Source organism: Paenibacillus sp. FSL P2-0089, assembly GCF_038595095.1.
GTDB classification, from domain to species: Bacteria; Bacillota; Bacilli; order Paenibacillales; family Paenibacillaceae; genus Paenibacillus_AQ; species Paenibacillus_AQ silagei.
Genome location: NZ_CP152006.1, coordinates 3,022,730 through 3,039,092, shown reverse-complemented (window position 1 = coordinate 3,039,092; position 16,363 = coordinate 3,022,730). Strand labels below are relative to the sequence as shown.

The following is a 16,363-nucleotide window of genomic DNA, read 5'->3' as shown; positions in this document are numbered from 1 at the left end:
TACATCGGCACGGTGATTTTTTATTTTTTTCTGCGTAAACAGCCAAAGAGCAGGCCCCATATAACCGGGAAGCCTGCTCTTTATTTTCATCTCTTGTAATGCAAAACGTTACACATCCAGCGTTCTAGGGTGATCCTCCCCCGCCGCCGGACGGAATGGCCACCAGTTAGCCCGGCCGAACATCCGCACCATCACCGGCACGAAGAACGGCAGGAATACCAGTGCATACAGCGCCAGACCGGACAATACAACCGTCGCAATCTGCATCATCGACAGGACCCCGGAAGGATACATCGAGGCGAATGTACCGCCCAGAATCACTACGGCCGAGAGAATCACAGTTCCCATATTGCGCATAGCATGCAGAATGGCTTCACGCACATCCCAGGTTTTATTCTCGTTGAAGCGTGCCATCAGGAAGATACTGTAGTCCACCCCGAGAGCAATCAGCATGACGAAGCTGAAGAACGGAGTCGTCCAGGTGATCCCTGAATAGTTCAACAGATGAACGAAGATTGCTTCCGTTACCCCAAGTGCAGTGAAGTAAGTGATCAGGAGCGAGACAATCAAATACACTGGCATAACAATCGAACGGAACAGTACCACCAGGATGATGAAAATACCGCCCAGCATCAGAATCACCGTACGTGTGTAATCCTCATTGGAGATTGTCTGCAAATCGCTGTAGGTGCTGGTCACACCACTCATGGCTGTCTCCGCATTCTCCAGCTTGGTGCCGGCCACGGCACGGTCCAACGCTTCCTGAATCTGTCCGACGCTGTCAATAGCCTCCGCGCTGTATGGATTACCCGCGAATACAACATCAATCGTCATGACCTTGCGGTCCCCGGACAGATAGTTATCGAATACCTGCTGCATGCCCTTAGCCTTAAGCGCCTCTGCCGGAACCAGGAACCCGCTCAGCTCATCATCCTTGGCGTCCTGAATCTGCTTAAGGTAATCCTGCGCAGAGCTTAGGCCGCTGGTGATTTGTCCCAGACCATCCGCACTTTGCGTCAGTCCGTCCGTCAGCTGGCCAAGCTGGCCCGTAAGCTCACCGAACCCGTCAGCAAGCTGTTTCTGCCCGCCTTGCAGCTGTGTAAGCCCGGTGGTGATCGCCGGAAGCTTGCCGACAATCTGACCCTGGCCGTCTGCCGCCTGCTTCAGGCCGGTTTGCAGCTGGCCGATACCAGCTACCAGCTGATCCAGCCCTTTCGCCAGCGCCACCTGGCCTGCTGCCGCTTTGGAGTAACCGGCATTGGCCTCGTTCAATCCGGCTGCTGCACCGCTTAGCTGGGCCGAAATCTCGCCCAGTCCTCCAGCCAGTCCCGCAGCTCCGGTACCGCTCTGCGTTACCGTGCCTTTAATCGTCTGGTAATTCACATCCTGGAGCAGCTCAGGGTAGGCGGCTTCCAGTCCAGTGAAGGAAGCTCCCAGACCGTTAAGCGCATCCGCCACGCCTTGAAGCTGTGTCTGCAGACCGGCGAGGCCCCCGTTCAGCGCGGTCAGGCCGCCGCCAATCTTCTTATAGCCTTCGAGCAGCGCAGCGTTTGCATCGGCCAGCTGCTTCGCGCTGGCCGCCGCCTGCGTGAGGCCCGCTTTAATCTCGCCGGCTCCGGCCGAGCCGCTGCGGATGCCGCTCTCGATCCTCGACAAGCCGTCGCCCAGCGCCTCAATCCCTTTTTTAAGCTCGGCTGTGCCCTCTGTCAGCTTGGCGCTGCCAGAGGCCGCTTCTGTTAGCTTAGGCTCATTCTCCTTCAGCTGCTTACTCGCTTCGCTCAGCCCGCTCTGGATTTTGGTTAACCCTTCATTACTTTGATCAAGACCGTCTGACAGAGTTGCCACCTGAGTAGGAATCAGGAAGTCATTAATTTGTTCCCCGGTTGGCCGTGACATGCTGCGTACAGCTTTGACACCCTCTACCTTTTCCAGCTCACGGCTGATCTTCTCCGCAAGCCCCATATATTCAGCGGTATCCATCCGGTCATCGTTCTTGATCACTATCTTGCCAGGCATGGATTCGCCCGGACCGAAGCTCTCGGAAATAATATTGAAGCCTTTGACCGAAGCGTAATTCGGCCCGATCTCATCCATGTTGTTGAACGACAGCTTCCCGCTGTAGGTAAGCAGGAACGGCGCAACAATGGCAGCTACAATCAGCAGCGCAGCCCAGGGTCTCTTCAGGGAGAACGAACCGGCCGCTCCCCAGATCCGGCTCTCACTATGTTCCAGCTTGCCGCGTGACGGCCAGAACAGCTTTTGACCCAGCACCGCCATGAAGAACGGAACCACAGTCACGAGAGCCAGCAGCATAACAGCTATGCCGACAGCCACCGCCACCGCCGAACGGTAGAGCATGAACTGGGACAGGCCGATGGCCAGGAAGCCGACGAAGACCGCCAGTCCTGAATAAAAGACTGTTCCTCCGGCTTTCCGGTAAGTAGCGATAATGGCACTGGTAGTATCCTCAGACTGGACAAGCTCCTCCTTGAACCGGCTGATCAGCAGAATGCAGTAATCGGTCCCGATCCCGAACATAACGGCCACCATGAAGATCTGTGTGAAGGTCGACAGCGGGAAATCAAACCGGTCCACCAGAAAAGCCACAATCGACTGGGACACGATATAACTCAGCCCCACCGTCAGCAGCGGTACAAACGGCGCCACGACCGAGCGGAACACCACGAACAGGATCAGCAGAATAAACACGACAGTGATGTATTCCGACTTCTTCAGCCCGGCTTCCGAGCTGGCAATCGTATCCTCTGTAATCAGTCCTTCACTGGTCATGTAATGATCCGCAGTGACGTTACCCAGCAGCTCAGCAGACTTTGCCGGGAGCTCCTTGACCGCATCTTCTCCGCCTTGCACCGACAAAGCGACCATAATCGTCTTGCCGTCCCCCGCAATCAGCGTATCCTTAAGCTCAGGCTGTGAGAACGGATCTGTGATCGTGCTGAGCTTCAGGGAATCCTTATTCTCCGCCAGCCGCTCCACACCCTGCTTAATACTCTCGGTGTCTGCGGCTTCAAGCCCCTCCGGCTTATGGAACACCAGTGCAACCTGATGCACCGTTTCCCCGTCTTTGGCAGATGCCACTTCCTTCATAATCTCGGCCGCCCTTGATGAAGTGTAGCCAGCCGGTACTGAGATTTGCCCCTTCTCCCGGACCAGATCCGACATCCCGGGTGCTGTCAAGAATAACACTACTGCCACAGCCAGCCATACCGCGATAATGGCCCATCTTGCCTTCAAAATCGTTCTCAATTGCTTCTCCCCCCTGCATCCTGCATCAGAAATGCCAGCTTCTCAAACATCGTAATAAACTGCTCAATATTGTTATCCTCGAAATGGAACAAATAAGGGGAGATAACCTCCTGCATTTGCTTATCAGAGGTATGGTAGACGCTCTTCCCATGCTCCGTCATGGTCAGATACACCTGCCTGCGGTCATTCTCGTCCCGGGTCCGCTGGATCATCCCCGCTTCATCCAGCCGGTTGATAATGGCAGTAATCGAGCTTTTGCCTACGGCGACAGCTTCAGACAGATAAGTCGAGGTGCACTTCTCCTGCCCGCTGATCAGCCTGAGAATAAGGAATTGATCCGTCGTCAGACCTTCTCCAAAAATCTCCCGGAGCCTCGCGTTGATCTGCCTGGTGACAACCATATAGGCGTCTACGTAGCGGTTGATCCATTCCTCTGCATCTTTCTTCAAAGCTGCTTCCACCTTTCCGGATAATAGTTCACCTGTAGAATAGTTTTATAGTAAAACTATATTGTCCTGTGCGTTAAAAGTCAACTGGTTTCATGAATTTTACATTGATATTCATCAGGGGGATTAAATAAGCCTCATGGACGCAAAAAACCACCCTGCAAGCAAAGTGCAGAGTGGCTAATATTGTTATTTTCACCTATTGCCTCTCCCGATACCGCTCGGCCCGCTTACTCCTCGTCCTCCGTCTCTTCCACCTCATAGACACAGCGGAACATTTCGATGCCGGCAGCGTTCTCGCCCAGGCTGTATACCATGAAGCCCAGACTGCGGTAAAAGTCAGCGGCAATCTCGTCCTCGGTCTCCGCTATCAGGTAACGCGGCTGACGGGAGGTGACCAGCTCAAGAATCATGCCCCGCGCATATCCTTTGCCCCGGTTCTCCGGGAGCACCGCGATATGGCGGATGTCGAGCGAGCCGTCTTCGGTCTCTTCGTAGCCGGTCAGTCCGACCAGCAGCCCGTCCTCCTCCCAGCCGCACAGCTGCATGGCCGCAAGCTTACTGTATTCCTCCGAAGTGCGGATCAGCGCATCCGGGTCATCTATAACCGCATAAGCCAGCAGCTCATTCACCTGCGGTGTGCCGACAAGCGGCTTCAAATCAATCAACATATGTCTCATCCTCCTAAAAGTATACCTGACCCGAAATTATACCTGCCCCGGGTGCCTCCGCTATCCCCGCACCAGCCGCAGCAGCGCATATCCTGTCCACACACCCACCAGGTTAAGCAGCAGATCATCGATATCCAGGCTCCCGACATGCAGCAGCATCTGCAGCAGCTCCAGTATAATGATGCCAAGCGCAGACAGAAGCGTCAGGCGGATAAAAGAACGGTAACCGGTCACCACCAGCGGAAGCAGAATGCCAAAAGGCGCGAATACCGCCACATTCCCCAGAAGATTCACCAGCCTGCTGGCATACGATAATCCATTGGTCATATCAAAGTATAAACGCACCGTACGCAGCGGTTCAAGATTGTAACGGAGCGGCCCGTCCAGCTGAACGGTCCGTCCGAACCCGATGAACATCCAGTACAGCAGCATTCCGCTATAGGCAATCAGCAGCAGCCAGGCCAGGAACCGGCGTCCGGGCGGCAGCGCCTGCTTGGCTGTGGAGGCCTTCCCCTTCCGGCGGCTGGCCTGCGGCTTAGCGATCCTGGCCACCTTCAATAATCTCAATCGTTCCGTCTTTATTTCCAATAATCGCCAGATCTGCAATTCCGATGAAGAGGCCGTGCTCGACAACTCCCGGAATACGCTGGAGGGCAAGCGCCAGCTCTGCCGCCGATTCAATCGCTTCAAAACGGCAGTCCGCAATATAATTGCCGTTATCCGTCTTGTACAGGTCTTCTCCGCTGCGCCGCAGCTCCGTCTTACAGCCCAGCTTAGCGAGAGCGGCAACCGTCCACTCCCAGGCGAACGGCACAATCTCCACCGGTAACGGGAACTTCCCGAGCGTGGTCACCGCCTTGCTCTCATCGGCCACAACGATCATGCGGGCGCTGCCCATAGCGACAATCTTTTCCCGCAAAAGCGCACCGCCCCCGCCCTTAATCAGCTGCAGCGCCCCGTCCAGCTCATCCGCCCCGTCAATCGTCAGGTCGAGGCTGTCCACATCACTGAACGCTACCAGCGGGATGCCCAGCTCACGGGCCTGATCCTCAGACGCCTGTGAAGTAGCAACGGCTGTAATCTGCAAGCCCTCGCTTACCCGTTCCCCCAGCTTGCGGATGGCCCAGTAAGCAGTGGAGCCTGTTCCCAGGCCCACCCTCATACCGTCCTTCACATATTCGACTGCCTTCTCCGCTGCCAGCTGTTTCACATTGATACTCATTTTATTCCCTCCATGTTATCCGTTATAATGAACGAAGTGGAATGGGCTGTGCCCGTCCACAAGGAATCCTTAGCCTTACTAATTAGCCTGACACTAATAATCCATCAGGAGGCATCCGCATGAGAACCGAGAACCAAATCCAATCCAAAATCAACGAAATGACGCTCCAGCGCAGATCCCTGGAGTCCCGGCTGGCTCCCCTGTCCCCCGGTGACCCGCAGAGGGCCGCGCTAGACGCCCAGCTGACCAGGCTAGAAGATCTGATTCTAATGCTGGAATGGGTATTGAACGCACCCGTAGGCAAGTATCACGCCTGACTTCCGGGCTTCTGCCCCGACAGGCTTTTGCCGTAACACATACTATCCGGATCACCTGTTCAGCTATAATTCCCAAGCATGGCCCCATATAGCCCGGCATTCTCATGCTCAAAGCAGACGAAATCGATCTGCCGCAGCGGGAGCTCTGCCGGGTTCTTCGCGCGGACATATAGAGCTACGGCCTCCAGCGCCGTCTTGCAGGCCAGCTCTTTCGGGAAGTTGTAAATGCCCGTGCTGATATTCGGAAAAGCGAGGCTCTTCACCCCATGGGCGCAAGCCAGATCAAGACTGCTCTTATAGCATCTCGCCAACACAGCCGCTTCACCAGCCGTACCACCCTTCCAGATCGGCCCCACCGTATGTATCACCCCGCGAAAAGCAAGCCGTCCCGCACTGGTGAGCGCTGCTTCGCCGGGAAGAATACCTCCCTGCTTCTGGCGGATTACCGCACATTCCTCCGCAATTTCCGGGCCCCCGGCCCGGTGTATAGCCCCGTCCACTCCCCCGCCCCCATACAGACCGGAGTTCGAGGCATTGACGATCATCTCGCCCTGCCATGAGGTAATGTCGCCTTCATGCACCGACAGGACTACATCATTAACGTTGATCTGCATAGCTGGTCTCCTCCTTCGCCGCAGTCTCCAGCGCCTGAATCAGTTCCTTCTCGCCCCTGCGGGCAGCCTTCCCCGAAAAAGAATCATACGTAAGCCGGCCCCCCTGCACTGCGGCCTGACGGAGAATGCCCAGCATATAATTCTGCGCATCAGATAACACCAGCTCACCCGTACCAGCGGCAACCCTGCACAGGGCACGGGTTGTCCCCGCCTCTGCCTCCGGCAGGTCCTCTTCCCCGGGCTCAACCACCGTGAATTGGAACAACGGCACCGCCTCCGGCAGCTCCTCTCCCGCAGAGAACCTCTGATTATATACCGAATACATCAGATTGCCGGTATGTGCTCTGGAAGCATCCGTCTCTTGCTCCGCAAGAATTCTGCTGTTCTGATATGCAATAATTCCGGCTGTGACCAGCAGAAACAGCACCACTCCCGCAATTAAAGTATACATCCCTGTCACCAGCCCATCGCCTGTAATGAACAATACCGCTTCTATAGTATCATGGACAGAAGTACCCGTGAATGGTCCTTGCCTGTGTAAAAAACATTTTTTGCGCCGATTCCATAAAGTTATTTTGAGAGATTCAAATTAACAGTTGAAACTTCACGTGGCATGTCTCATAATGAAGTGGAGCCTGCTGTTTTGTCAAATCCATACGAAATCAAGGGAGGATACCTAGAAATGAAATTTTTCTTGGATACCGGAAATATTGAGGAAATCAAACGTATTACCCGCCTCGGATTAGTGGATGGCGTAACGACGAACCCGTCGCTGATCGCCAAGGAAGGCAGATTGTTTAAGGACGTAATCAAGGAGATCGTAGCAATTGTTCCTGGTCCTGTAAGCGCTGAGGTTATCGGTCTTACGGCTGAAGAGATGCTTAAGGAAGCTTACGAGATCGCAGAATGGGCTCCAAACGTGGTCATCAAGCTGCCTATGACCGAAGATGGTCTGGAAGCTTGTTATGAACTGACCAAAAAAGGCATCAAAACCAACGTAACCCTCGTATTCTCCGCTGCTCAAGGCCTCATGGCCGCCAAGGCAGGAGCTACTTATATCAGTCCGTTCGTCGGACGTCTGGATGATATCGGTGTAGACGGTATGAAGCTGATCAAGGATCTGAAGACGATTCTGACCAACTACGACCTGAAATCCGAGATCATCGCCGCCAGTATCCGCAACATCGCCCATGTGGAGCAAGCTGCCATTGCCGGCGCTCACATCGCTACCATCCCGGGCTCACTCCTGCCATCACTCTGGAAGCACCCGCTGACCGACAATGGTATCGAACGCTTCCTGAAGGACTGGGAGAAGGTTCCACAGGTTTAAAAACAAAGCAAATCATTCAAGCCCCCTTCCGCATCATGCGGAGCGGGGCTTTTTTGGTGTTGTCAGATTGGAAGGACCCCATTCATCCTTGACTCATTTACTTGTTATACTTATAATTGTTGTAACAAGCAAATACAAAGGAGCAGTTCATTTATGACTCTTTCCTCTCCACAGCAATTCCTCGGCTTCCTGCTGGGCTCGACCCACCGGAGAATCTCAGTGAGCTTCGCCCGGGCGCTGAAGCCCTATGACATCACACCCGAGCAATGGTCCACCCTGCTGATGATCTGTGACCGCAGCGGAGTCAACCAGAAGGAGGTTGCCGTTGCCTCTGCCAAAGACCAGCCGACTACCGCCCGGATCGTGGAGCTCCTGCTCAAGAAAGGCTTCATTACCAAAACGGCCAACCCCGAGGACCGCAGGGCGTTCCAGCTCTCTGCCACCGGAGAGGGACGGGCGTTAATTGAGAACACTATAGCACTGGAGCAGCAGACTATAGATATGGCTGTAGCCGGGTTGCAGCCGCAGCAACTTGAAGATCTCCGCAGTATGCTGGAGCAAATCTATCACAACACCGGAAATATACATCAGGAATAGGAGTCTACCCACTTGAATCAATCCTCTGAACGTCTATGGACCACATCCTTCATCACACTGACCCTTTGCAACCTTCTGCTGTTCATAGGACTGCAGATGACCTTATCTACCCTTCCTGCTTATGCGGAAAGTGCCTTGCATGCTTCACCCGTGCAGGTTAGCCTTGTCACCAGCCTGTTCGCCTTCAGCGCCATTGCCTCCCGCCTCTTCTCGGCCAAGGCCATGGAGAAGGGCGGGCGCAACCTGCTGATCTTCCTCGGCCTTGCCATTGCCCTCTCTGCGGTGGCAGGCTATTATTTCGCAGGCAGCATCCTCACCCTGCTGCTGTTCCGCATCTTGTTCGGCATAGGCTTCGGCATGGCCAGCACGGCGTTCCCGACCATGGCCTCCGATGTCATCCCCATCCGCCGGATGGGCGAGGGCATGGGTTATTTCGGATTATCCACCAGCCTCGCCATGTCGGCTGGCCCGTTAATCGGACTCAGCCTCCTGCAAGGACCAGGCTTCGGGTCCCTGCTGCTGGTGACGGCTGTCGCGCTTGCTCTGATCCTGCCGATGGGCTTCCGCCTGGCAAAATCACTGCCTGCCGGACATCTGGAGCCGGCCGCAGTTCCGGCTGCAGCTGCGGGAAGCAATCCATATCGCAGGCTGCTGCTTCCCTGCCTGCTTAACTTCCTCTTATCCATCTCTTACGGCGGGCTGCTGGGCTTCCTGGCGCTCTACGGGCAAGAGAAGCACCTCCAGCATATCGCTTACTTCTTCCTGTTCAATGCCGTAGCCATTGTCGTGATCCGGCCGCTCTCCGGCAGAATTTACGACCGCTATGGCGCGGCTGCCTTGCTCATCCCAGGAAGCCTGTTCATTGTCGCCGGTCTGCTGCTGCTCTCCTTCGCCTCCACAACGGCGGGCTTGTTCCCGGCCGCTCTATGCTACGGCTTCGGCTTCGGCTCCATGCAGCCTGCGCTCCAGACCTGGATGATCCAGTCTGTCGAGCCGCGCCAGCGCGGGTTAGCCAACGGAATGTTCCTGAACTCCCTGGATCTCGGTGTCGCCATCGGCTCCATGCTGCTTGGCGCTGTCGCCATGTTCACCAGCTACGCCGTAATGTACCGGTATTCGATATTGGCACCTCTCCTGCTGCTCGCTGTCTATCTTCTGGTACTCGTGACCCGGCAGAACAGTAAGCGCAAAGCTGCCCTACAGGGATAGCTGGAAGCTACACTTTCGTGGAATAGACAAAACCGCCTCGCGTCACACGCGCAGGCGGTTTATTTTGTCTGTACAACTGTTACTCACTTCTCCTGCATACCAGCCGTAACCGTTTCACGCACAGCAGCAGGCAGGAACGGGCTTGGCTGTCCCAGACTGTAGATATGAAGCAGATGCATCGCCCGGGTACAGGCGGTATAGAACAGCTTACGTTCATGTTCACGCCCGTATTTTTCAGCGGAACCGTCATAGATAATTACGGCATCGAACTCGACGCCCTTGGCAAGGTAGGCCGGAAGCACCAGCGTCCCTTTTTGAAAATTAGGCGTTTCCTTCGTGACCAGCCGCACCGGCAGCCGCTTCTCCAGTTCACGGTATACCTGTGCGCTCTCTTCTGCGGTCTTGCAGATTACGGCCACATAATGATAACCCTCCGCATGAAGCTTAAGCACATCCTGCTCCACTGAGGAGAGCAGATCGTCTTCACTGTCCACCAGCGTCAATAGCGGCTCCTCCCCCCGGCGGTTAAAGGGTACGATCTTCTCGCCGCCGGGAATCATCGCCCGCGTGAATTCAACAATCTCATACGTAGACCGGTAGCTGCGGGTCAACGAGATCACCTCGGTGTTCTCTTCGCCGTAGATGCTCACCAGTCCGGCCAGATCTCCCAGCACCTCGCCTTGGGCATAGATAGCCTGATTCAGGTCGCCCAGCACGGTCATTTTGGCCCGGGGAAACAGGCGGCGCATGAATTCGAGCTGGAACGGCGAGTAATCCTGCACCTCATCCACAATAACATGACGGATCAGTGTGTTCGTCCGGAAGCCCTGGCTAAGCTCCTTCAAATACAGGAACGGCGTCGCATCTTCATAGGCCAGCTCGTTGCCCCTAATCGCAGCCAGCGTCTGCGCGCAGATCTCATCCCATGCTTCAGGCAGCGGCTGGAGGGTATCCAGGCTCTCTATCAGCTCACGACCCTCGAATAAGCGGCTGTACAGCGCCTTCACATCCACGAAGCGTCCGCGCTTGGTCCAGCCGCGCAGCGGTTTGAGCCGCTGGCTGACTACGTAGCGGGCAAGCAGGATTCGCTCCGCATCATAATCATCGAAGCTGTCGTTATGCCCTCCGCCCTTACGGCGCATCTGGTTATAGGCCCGCTGATAATCGCTGTTGTCCATCAGCTCAATCTGCTCATCTACCCATGCCGCACTCCGCTCTTCTGCGCCGAAGGCCGCAATTTTTTTGAGCAGCCAGCCCGTCATCAGCTCAATCCGGTTCGCCAGCTTGATGCCCGGGTCATAGCTGTAGAATTGGCGCTCCATCTCTTCCTTAGAGGCAACAGCCTTCCCCTGGAACATCAATGGTTTGAACAGCATGCCTTCATGCTCCAGTAGATTCACGTATTGCCGGATGGCGCTAAGGAAGGCTACCGACGATTTATATGCAATACCTTCCCGGCGGATGTAGGCTTCCTCCCCGTCCGGGGCATTCAGCAGACTCTCCGTCTGGCTGAACACATCCTCCAGCTGAAATTCCTGGCCCAGCCGGTGCTCCAGGTACATCTGGAAGGTGGTCTGCTGCATGTTCTCTTCCCCCAGCTCAGGCAGCACAGTAGATACATAGCTATTGAACAAGGGATTCGGCGAGAAGAGCAGCATCTGATCCGCCTGAAGCACCTCACGGTACTTGTAGAGCAGATAGGCTACCCGCTGGAGCGCCGCTGACGTCTTGCCGCTCCCGGCGGCTCCCTGCACAACCAGCATCCGGCTCCGGTCATTGCGGATGACTGCATTCTGCTCCTTTTGGATGGTGGCTACGATCGATTTCATCCGGTCATCGGCGCTGTGGCTCAGTACCTGCTGAAGCAATTCATCGCCGATAGTGACGCCCGTATCGAACATGACTTCAATCTCACCGTTATCAATCACGAATTGCCGCTTAAGCTCCATGGTGCCTGTAATCTGTCCGCCCGGCGTCTCATAGGATGCAGGTCCCGGCGCCCCGTCATAATACAGGCTGGAGATAGGCGCACGCCAATCGTAGATCAGGAAGGTCCCGTTATCCTCCATCAGCGAACCGATGCCCAGATAGATGGTGTCAGCCGCAGCATCCCCCGCCTCCGAGAAATCAATCCGGCCAAAATAGGGCGATACCACAAGCTTTTTATATTTTTTGAGCGCCTTGCTGGATTGCAGATGATGGCGTTCGCGTTCGTTCAGAATCTGTGCCTGCTGCCGCAGACTGGTTGAAGTCTCCCCCAGGTCGTCGGGGCTGCTGAAGTTCACTGTGACCTCTTCCCAAAAGTCTTTACGCATATCCACGACATCCGTGCGGTGGAGTCCCAGCTCCTCTGACAGCAGCCGGATATGGGTAGACAGCAGCTTGGTAATGCCGTTTACCCGCTCCTGCTCCTTTTGCCACTCGTGATCATGTTTATCCAATTCATTTCATCCCCTTCGGAAGGTTGACTAACAATGTTACCAACTCTGTAGTCGTTTTACAAGTTTTTGCTATATTCAGCTTGTGCTCTATATTTTCTCGCTCAGCACTACACTTTCCTTGTCGTCTGCGTTCATCCGGTGGATCTGGTCAGCCACCTTATCCAGACGCTCCAGCTGATAGCCGTAGTCATAGATGGCCGCAGCCACCACCGACAGCCGAAGCTGCCCGGATTTCTGCGGATCATACCCGTTAATGGCGGACTTCAGGAAGCGGTCATTGTCCTCCGCCAGCGGCTCGGAGTCATTGGCTCCCGGCTTCAGTTTATCCTCGAATTTCAGCAGAATGTACTCATGATACTTAATCAGCTGCTCCAGATGGCGGTCGAACAGCTCATCCGTTTGCTCCGTCCGGTCGGCCTGGAAATAATGCCGGTCAATCGCCTCAAGCACCTGATAGCCCTTTTGCAGGGAATTCAGCAGGTTTTTGTAGACTACCATCTGCCTCGTCTGACTGTATTTAGCCCTGCGGAGCTGCTTCTGCTCCTCCTCGAACAATGCGTATTTGTCAGCCAGCGCTTTAATCGCGCCCTCCAGGCCGTTCTTCTCATCCCGGAATACACTTTCCTTCATCTCATGCGACACTGCCGTCCGCAGCAGCAGCGACAGGCTGGTGAACACATTCTCGATCTGTTGGATGTACTGCTTGCGAGGCTGGGGCGGAAATACAGAAATATTGATAATAAAAGCCGACAGAATCCCGGTCAGGGTCAGCAGGAACCGGGTTAACGCGAACTGCCACTGGCCGGAAGCCTCCATGACGGAGATGACGGTGACCAGCGTCAGGCCGATGGTGTCGGCGCGGTTCATTTTCATGCTAATCATAATCACCAGGATACATACCAGTCCAACCGCAATCGGTTCATTGGAGAGCAGCATTCCGCCAAGCAGCGCGATCACCGCCCCCATCGTGCTGGTCTGGATCTGATCGAGGAAATACCGCCATGATCTGTATATGGAGGGCTGCATAGCGAAGATCGCCGCAATAGCCGCACCGACAGGAGAGGCGAAGTTGAATAGAACGGACAGATAAAGGGCAAGCGTTACGGCCATTCCTGTTTTGAGTATGCGGGCACCGAAAGCCAAGTCCATCCCTCCCAAGAGCTTGAAGCTTATCATAATTACTGCGGATGTTCATCCTTTATGTATATCTTGTTATTACCCATGAACTGCGCTGGCGAATTTTAGTATGTCTTAAGCCGGGCTTCAGGATTCTTTCAGCTTTCAGGGAATACTGTTATACCGGGTAGTAACTACAACCAACAGAAGAGGTGTATCCATGAAAAAAACGACCCGAACCCTAACCGCATGGGCAGCAGCGATGATGCTTGCCCTGTCTCCAGCCGCCGCCTTCGGCGAGCAGCTTCCTAAAGGCAGAGCCACCCCTCCCCCGGCCTCACCGCATACCGGCAGAGAGCATACCCCTCCCCGCAGCGGGGACCGGAATCTCAGGGCCGGAGGCCATTTCATTATCAGCGAAACGGCTGAGCTGCTCGGAATGGGCCGTGAGGAGCTGATTGCCAGCCTGAAATCGGGTAAGACCCTGGCGGGTCTGGCCCAGGAGAAGAAAGGCTGGAGCGAAGACCAGTATGTCCAGAAGCTGAGCGATGCCGCCAGCCTGAAGCTGGATGGATTCGTCAAGGATGGGAAGCTGACGCAGGAAGACGCGGCGAAGCTGAAGCCGGGCCTGCCAACGCTGATTAAGCGCAGCCTCAGCCGCGTAGCCCAGCTTCACCAGGGCAAGCCGTCACCGCCGCCGGCTGCAACGGAGGCCCCCTGAACTATAAGGCATCGTCACCAAGGAAGACAAGCCAGACCGTCCTCCTAATGATAGAAGCAGTATGCAACAGAACAGGCACCGAATGCCCGGAGTAACTACTTCCGGGCATTCTTTGTGTTACGCGGATTCGCCTTGTAATTCCGGTAAGCCTCGAAGCAGGCTGCCGACAGCATCAGCCAGGCTCCGCTCGCGGCATAGCCGCCGATTACATCACTCGGATAATGCACCCCCAGATAAATCCGGCTCCAGCCGATCCCCCCGGTCATCAGCACAGTGAACAGAATCAGCAGTAACCGCTCGCTCCGGTTATGCATATGCCGCCACAGCAGGTAGGCAATGACCCCGTATAACGAGAAGGCCGCCATTGAATGTCCGCTGGGGAAGCTGTAGCCTGTCTGCTCAATCAGCCTGTGAATGGTGGGACGCTCCCGGTGGAACCACAGCTTCAAGAGCGTGTTCAGCAGCTGGGAGCCGAGGCCCACCCACAGGAACAGGGCAAGCTCCAGGCGGTGCTTCAGCGCGAAGAACAAGATGAGCATAGTCAGCAGAGAGATCCCGACCGCCAGCTTCGAGGAGCCGACCAGGGATAAGCCTTTGGCCAGCGCCGTCAGCGGCGGAGATTCCATCGATTGCACGAACCGGATCACCGCATGGTCGAAGCCTTCGGCCCCACCCAGCTTAACCAGCAATGCGATCAGGATAAAAGCCAGCAAAAACCATATAAAACGCCGGAATCCGCGGGACCAGTAATGATAATATAGCATAACTACCCCCTTGTCTATTTGTGAGGCCTTATGAACACATTTCCTGGGAAGGTCTGTCCCGTGTTATAATGGCCTGGAGAAATTATTTTAATTAAAGATGGAGTGCTGCCAAGTGGAAAGTCTAAAATTGCAGGAACGTTTGTTGAACCAGTGCATCTCAACAAAGATGCCTGTGACGATCTTTACAACTAACGGAGTCAAAATGCAGGGACTGGTAACCTCTTATGACGCTTATACGATCACCTTGCAGGGTCAAGGTGACGGGAGACAGAATGTACTCTTCAAATCGGCAGTCTCTACCGTGGTGCCGCTGAAGCCCGTCTCACTCAAATAAGCTGTCTGCACGGCGCACATTCTAACCTAAGCTACTACAAATGAACCGTTCAGGAACTCAAAAGGAACACCGGAGCAGCATCCCGGTGTTCCTTTTGCCTTTGTCTCCTTAGGGCCAGGCTGCCTGTCCTACGCAGGGAAGACCGCCGGCATCACGCACACCGGCTTCGACAGCTCAGCTGTATTGCCGGTGAAGCTCAGGCGGCCGCTGCCTTCGTCCAGGGAGAAGACAACCAGATTATTGCCGTCCCGGTTGGCAACAATCAGATATGCACCATCCGGTGTAACCGTGAAATGGCGGGGATGTCCGCCTCTGGTGGATACATGCTCTACCAGGGTCAGCCCGGCCGTCTGCGGATTCACAGCGTACTGAACGATGCTGTCATGTCCGCGGTTGGAGCCGTACAGATATTTGCCATCCTTGGAGAAAGTGATCTCTGCACAGCTGTTCTGGCCGGCCCCATATCCATCAGGCAGTGTGGATACGGTAGCAGCCGTCTTAAGGGTTCCTGCCGCAGCATCATACAGGAAGGATGTCACCGTGCTGTCCAGCTCATTAATGACATACGCGGACTTCCCGTCTGGATGAAACACGAAATGCCGCGGGCCTGCCCCGGCATGCAGCGGGGTATCTCCAATCGCTTCAAAGGTTCCCGCTTCTGTATCTATGCGGTAGCTGCGGATCAGATCCAGTCCCAGATCCGAGACGAACAGGTAGCGTCCATCAGGGCTGAAGATGGCCGAATGCGGATGCGGACGGTCCTGGCCCGGAGTCGCCCCATGTCCTGTATGCTGAGCGATATCCGTCAATGCTACAGGCAGTCCGTCCTGATCCAGCTTCAGCAGTCCGACCGATCCCCCGTGATAGCTGCATACGACCAGATGTTCATTCCTCCCATCCCGGTTAATGTTACAGGTCGTGCTCTGGCCTGTGCCTTCCGAAGGCATAGTCTGAATCCGCTGCAATTCAGTCAGCTTGCCTGTCTCAGGATCAATAGCGAAGGTTATAACCTCCCCTTCCTTGCCGCCCGTACCGTTCGGCTTCTCCCCTATGGCATACAGCTTCCGGCCGGAAGGGTCCACACTTACGAACGTAGGATTCGTCAGGCCCTCTGCGGTATCCAGCCGCTCCAGAGTGCCCCCGGCTCCACCGTCAAAGGCAAACACCTGGATTCCGCTCTCTTCTGCCGTGGCATATGAGCCGGTAAATAACAGCAGCTTCGTCTTGTCTTTCATATGAAATTCCTCCTCCAAGTTAAATAGCCATCTATATAATTTACATTTTTTCGTGAGAGATGACAAATGCAACGGAAAA

At 55.2% G+C, this 16,363-nt stretch carries 17 protein-coding genes; 6 read left to right on the top strand and 11 right to left on the bottom strand.

From position 1 onward, the window contains the following. Window positions 1-108: 108 nt before the first annotated feature. The 5 genes from NST69_RS12425 to rpiA all read right to left on the bottom strand — a co-directional run bounded on the left by NST69_RS12425 (window position 109) and on the right by rpiA (window position 5,600). Window positions 109-3,267 carry an MMPL family transporter gene (locus tag NST69_RS12425; protein WP_342549450.1) on the bottom strand — a complete coding sequence of 1,053 codons (3,159 nt, stop codon included), beginning with the start codon at window positions 3,265-3,267 and terminating at the stop codon, window positions 109-111. Then, entirely contained in the window at window positions 3,264-3,716 is a 453-nt protein-coding gene (locus tag NST69_RS12420) for a MarR family transcriptional regulator (RefSeq protein WP_036729268.1), read from the bottom strand. Before NST69_RS12420 ends, NST69_RS12425 begins: the two co-directional genes overlap by 4 nt. A 227-nt stretch (window positions 3,717-3,943) precedes the next feature. Further along, complete coding sequence (locus NST69_RS12415; protein ID WP_339256127.1) at window positions 3,944-4,384, bottom strand: GNAT family N-acetyltransferase; 441 nt, start codon at window positions 4,382-4,384, stop codon at window positions 3,944-3,946. A gap of 60 nt (window positions 4,385-4,444) precedes the next feature. Then, the gene (locus NST69_RS12410; protein ID WP_342549449.1) at window positions 4,445-4,951 is read right to left on the bottom strand and encodes a VanZ family protein; all 507 of its coding nucleotides are present in this window, start codon (window positions 4,949-4,951) and stop codon (window positions 4,445-4,447) included. After that, entirely contained in the window at window positions 4,920-5,600 is a 681-nt protein-coding gene (rpiA, locus tag NST69_RS12405; protein ID WP_342550167.1) for a ribose-5-phosphate isomerase RpiA, read from the bottom strand. The genes NST69_RS12410 and rpiA overlap by 32 nt, the downstream gene beginning before the upstream one ends. 125 nt (window positions 5,601-5,725) lie before the next feature. Between rpiA and NST69_RS12400 the strand changes: the two genes are divergently transcribed. Beyond that, window positions 5,726-5,923: a hypothetical protein gene (locus NST69_RS12400; protein WP_342549448.1), complete on the top strand. Its 198-nt coding sequence runs from the start codon at window positions 5,726-5,728 to the stop codon at window positions 5,921-5,923. 59 nt (window positions 5,924-5,982) lie between these two features. Here NST69_RS12400 and NST69_RS12395 read toward each other — a convergent pair whose 3' ends face one another. Continuing rightward, window positions 5,983-6,537 carry a macro domain-containing protein gene (locus tag NST69_RS12395; protein ID WP_342549447.1) on the bottom strand — a complete coding sequence of 185 codons (555 nt, stop codon included), beginning with the start codon at window positions 6,535-6,537 and terminating at the stop codon, window positions 5,983-5,985. Continuing rightward, window positions 6,521-6,988 (bottom strand): hypothetical protein, encoded by a 468-nt coding sequence (locus NST69_RS12390; protein ID WP_342549446.1) that lies wholly within the window; start codon window positions 6,986-6,988, stop codon window positions 6,521-6,523. Before NST69_RS12390 ends, NST69_RS12395 begins: the two co-directional genes overlap by 17 nt. Window positions 6,989-7,219: 231 nt before the next feature. Here NST69_RS12390 and fsa point away from each other — a divergent pair, with 231 nt between their 5' ends. From fsa to NST69_RS12375, 3 genes are all read left to right on the top strand, one after another. Continuing rightward, window positions 7,220-7,867, top strand: a complete 648-nt coding sequence (fsa, locus tag NST69_RS12385; protein WP_036694437.1) for a fructose-6-phosphate aldolase — start codon at window positions 7,220-7,222, stop codon at window positions 7,865-7,867. A 153-nt stretch (window positions 7,868-8,020) separates the two neighbouring features. Next, a complete protein-coding gene (locus tag NST69_RS12380; protein ID WP_036729282.1) occupies window positions 8,021-8,464 on the top strand; it encodes a MarR family transcriptional regulator in 444 nt (147 codons plus the stop codon). A 12-nt stretch (window positions 8,465-8,476) separates the two neighbouring features. Beyond that, the gene (locus tag NST69_RS12375; protein WP_342549445.1) at window positions 8,477-9,673 is read left to right on the top strand and encodes an MFS transporter; all 1,197 of its coding nucleotides are present in this window, start codon (window positions 8,477-8,479) and stop codon (window positions 9,671-9,673) included. Between the two features lie 83 nt (window positions 9,674-9,756). On the opposite strand, the gene helD is transcribed toward NST69_RS12375, so the two are convergent. Next, complete coding sequence (gene helD / locus NST69_RS12370) at window positions 9,757-12,114, bottom strand: RNA polymerase recycling motor HelD (protein WP_342549444.1); 2,358 nt, start codon at window positions 12,112-12,114, stop codon at window positions 9,757-9,759. A gap of 87 nt (window positions 12,115-12,201) precedes the next feature. After that, the gene (locus tag NST69_RS12365) at window positions 12,202-13,257 is read right to left on the bottom strand and encodes an aromatic acid exporter family protein (protein WP_339256116.1); all 1,056 of its coding nucleotides are present in this window, start codon (window positions 13,255-13,257) and stop codon (window positions 12,202-12,204) included. Between the two features lie 193 nt (window positions 13,258-13,450). Here NST69_RS12365 and NST69_RS12360 point away from each other — a divergent pair, with 193 nt between their 5' ends. Further along, a complete protein-coding gene (locus NST69_RS12360; protein ID WP_342549443.1) occupies window positions 13,451-13,951 on the top strand; it encodes a hypothetical protein in 501 nt (166 codons plus the stop codon). A gap of 95 nt (window positions 13,952-14,046) precedes the next feature. On the opposite strand, the gene NST69_RS12355 is transcribed toward NST69_RS12360, so the two are convergent. Continuing rightward, window positions 14,047-14,715, bottom strand: coding sequence for a phosphatase PAP2 family protein (locus NST69_RS12355; RefSeq protein ID WP_051478326.1), 669 nt, complete (start codon window positions 14,713-14,715; stop codon window positions 14,047-14,049). A gap of 112 nt (window positions 14,716-14,827) precedes the next feature. On the opposite strand from NST69_RS12355, the gene hfq reads away from it, so the two are divergent. After that, window positions 14,828-15,049, top strand: a complete 222-nt coding sequence (hfq, locus tag NST69_RS12350) for an RNA chaperone Hfq (RefSeq protein ID WP_051478328.1) — start codon at window positions 14,828-14,830, stop codon at window positions 15,047-15,049. Window positions 15,050-15,177: 128 nt separating this feature from the next. Here the strand turns inward: hfq and NST69_RS12345 are convergent, their stop codons facing one another. Further along, window positions 15,178-16,284: a lactonase family protein gene (locus NST69_RS12345; protein WP_342549442.1), complete on the bottom strand. Its 1,107-nt coding sequence runs from the start codon at window positions 16,282-16,284 to the stop codon at window positions 15,178-15,180. Window positions 16,285-16,363 lie beyond the last annotated feature (79 nt).

Coding starts and splice junctions, on each gene's coding strand:
- NST69_RS12415 (WP_339256127.1), bottom strand. CDS start 4,384: ATGTTGATTGATTTGAAGCCGCTTGTCGGCACACCGCAGGTGAATGAG.
- NST69_RS12400 (WP_342549448.1), top strand. CDS start 5,726: ATGAGAACCGAGAACCAAATCCAATCCAAAATCAACGAAATGACGCTC.
- NST69_RS12395 (WP_342549447.1), bottom strand. CDS start 6,537: ATGCAGATCAACGTTAATGATGTAGTCCTGTCGGTGCATGAAGGCGAC.
- NST69_RS12390 (WP_342549446.1), bottom strand. CDS start 6,988: ATGTATACTTTAATTGCGGGAGTGGTGCTGTTTCTGCTGGTCACAGCC.
- fsa (WP_036694437.1), top strand. CDS start 7,220: ATGAAATTTTTCTTGGATACCGGAAATATTGAGGAAATCAAACGTATT.
- NST69_RS12380 (WP_036729282.1), top strand. CDS start 8,021: ATGACTCTTTCCTCTCCACAGCAATTCCTCGGCTTCCTGCTGGGCTCG.
- NST69_RS12360 (WP_342549443.1), top strand. CDS start 13,451: ATGAAAAAAACGACCCGAACCCTAACCGCATGGGCAGCAGCGATGATG.
- NST69_RS12355 (WP_051478326.1), bottom strand. CDS start 14,715: ATGCTATATTATCATTACTGGTCCCGCGGATTCCGGCGTTTTATATGG.
- NST69_RS12345 (WP_342549442.1), bottom strand. CDS start 16,284: ATGAAAGACAAGACGAAGCTGCTGTTATTTACCGGCTCATATGCCACG.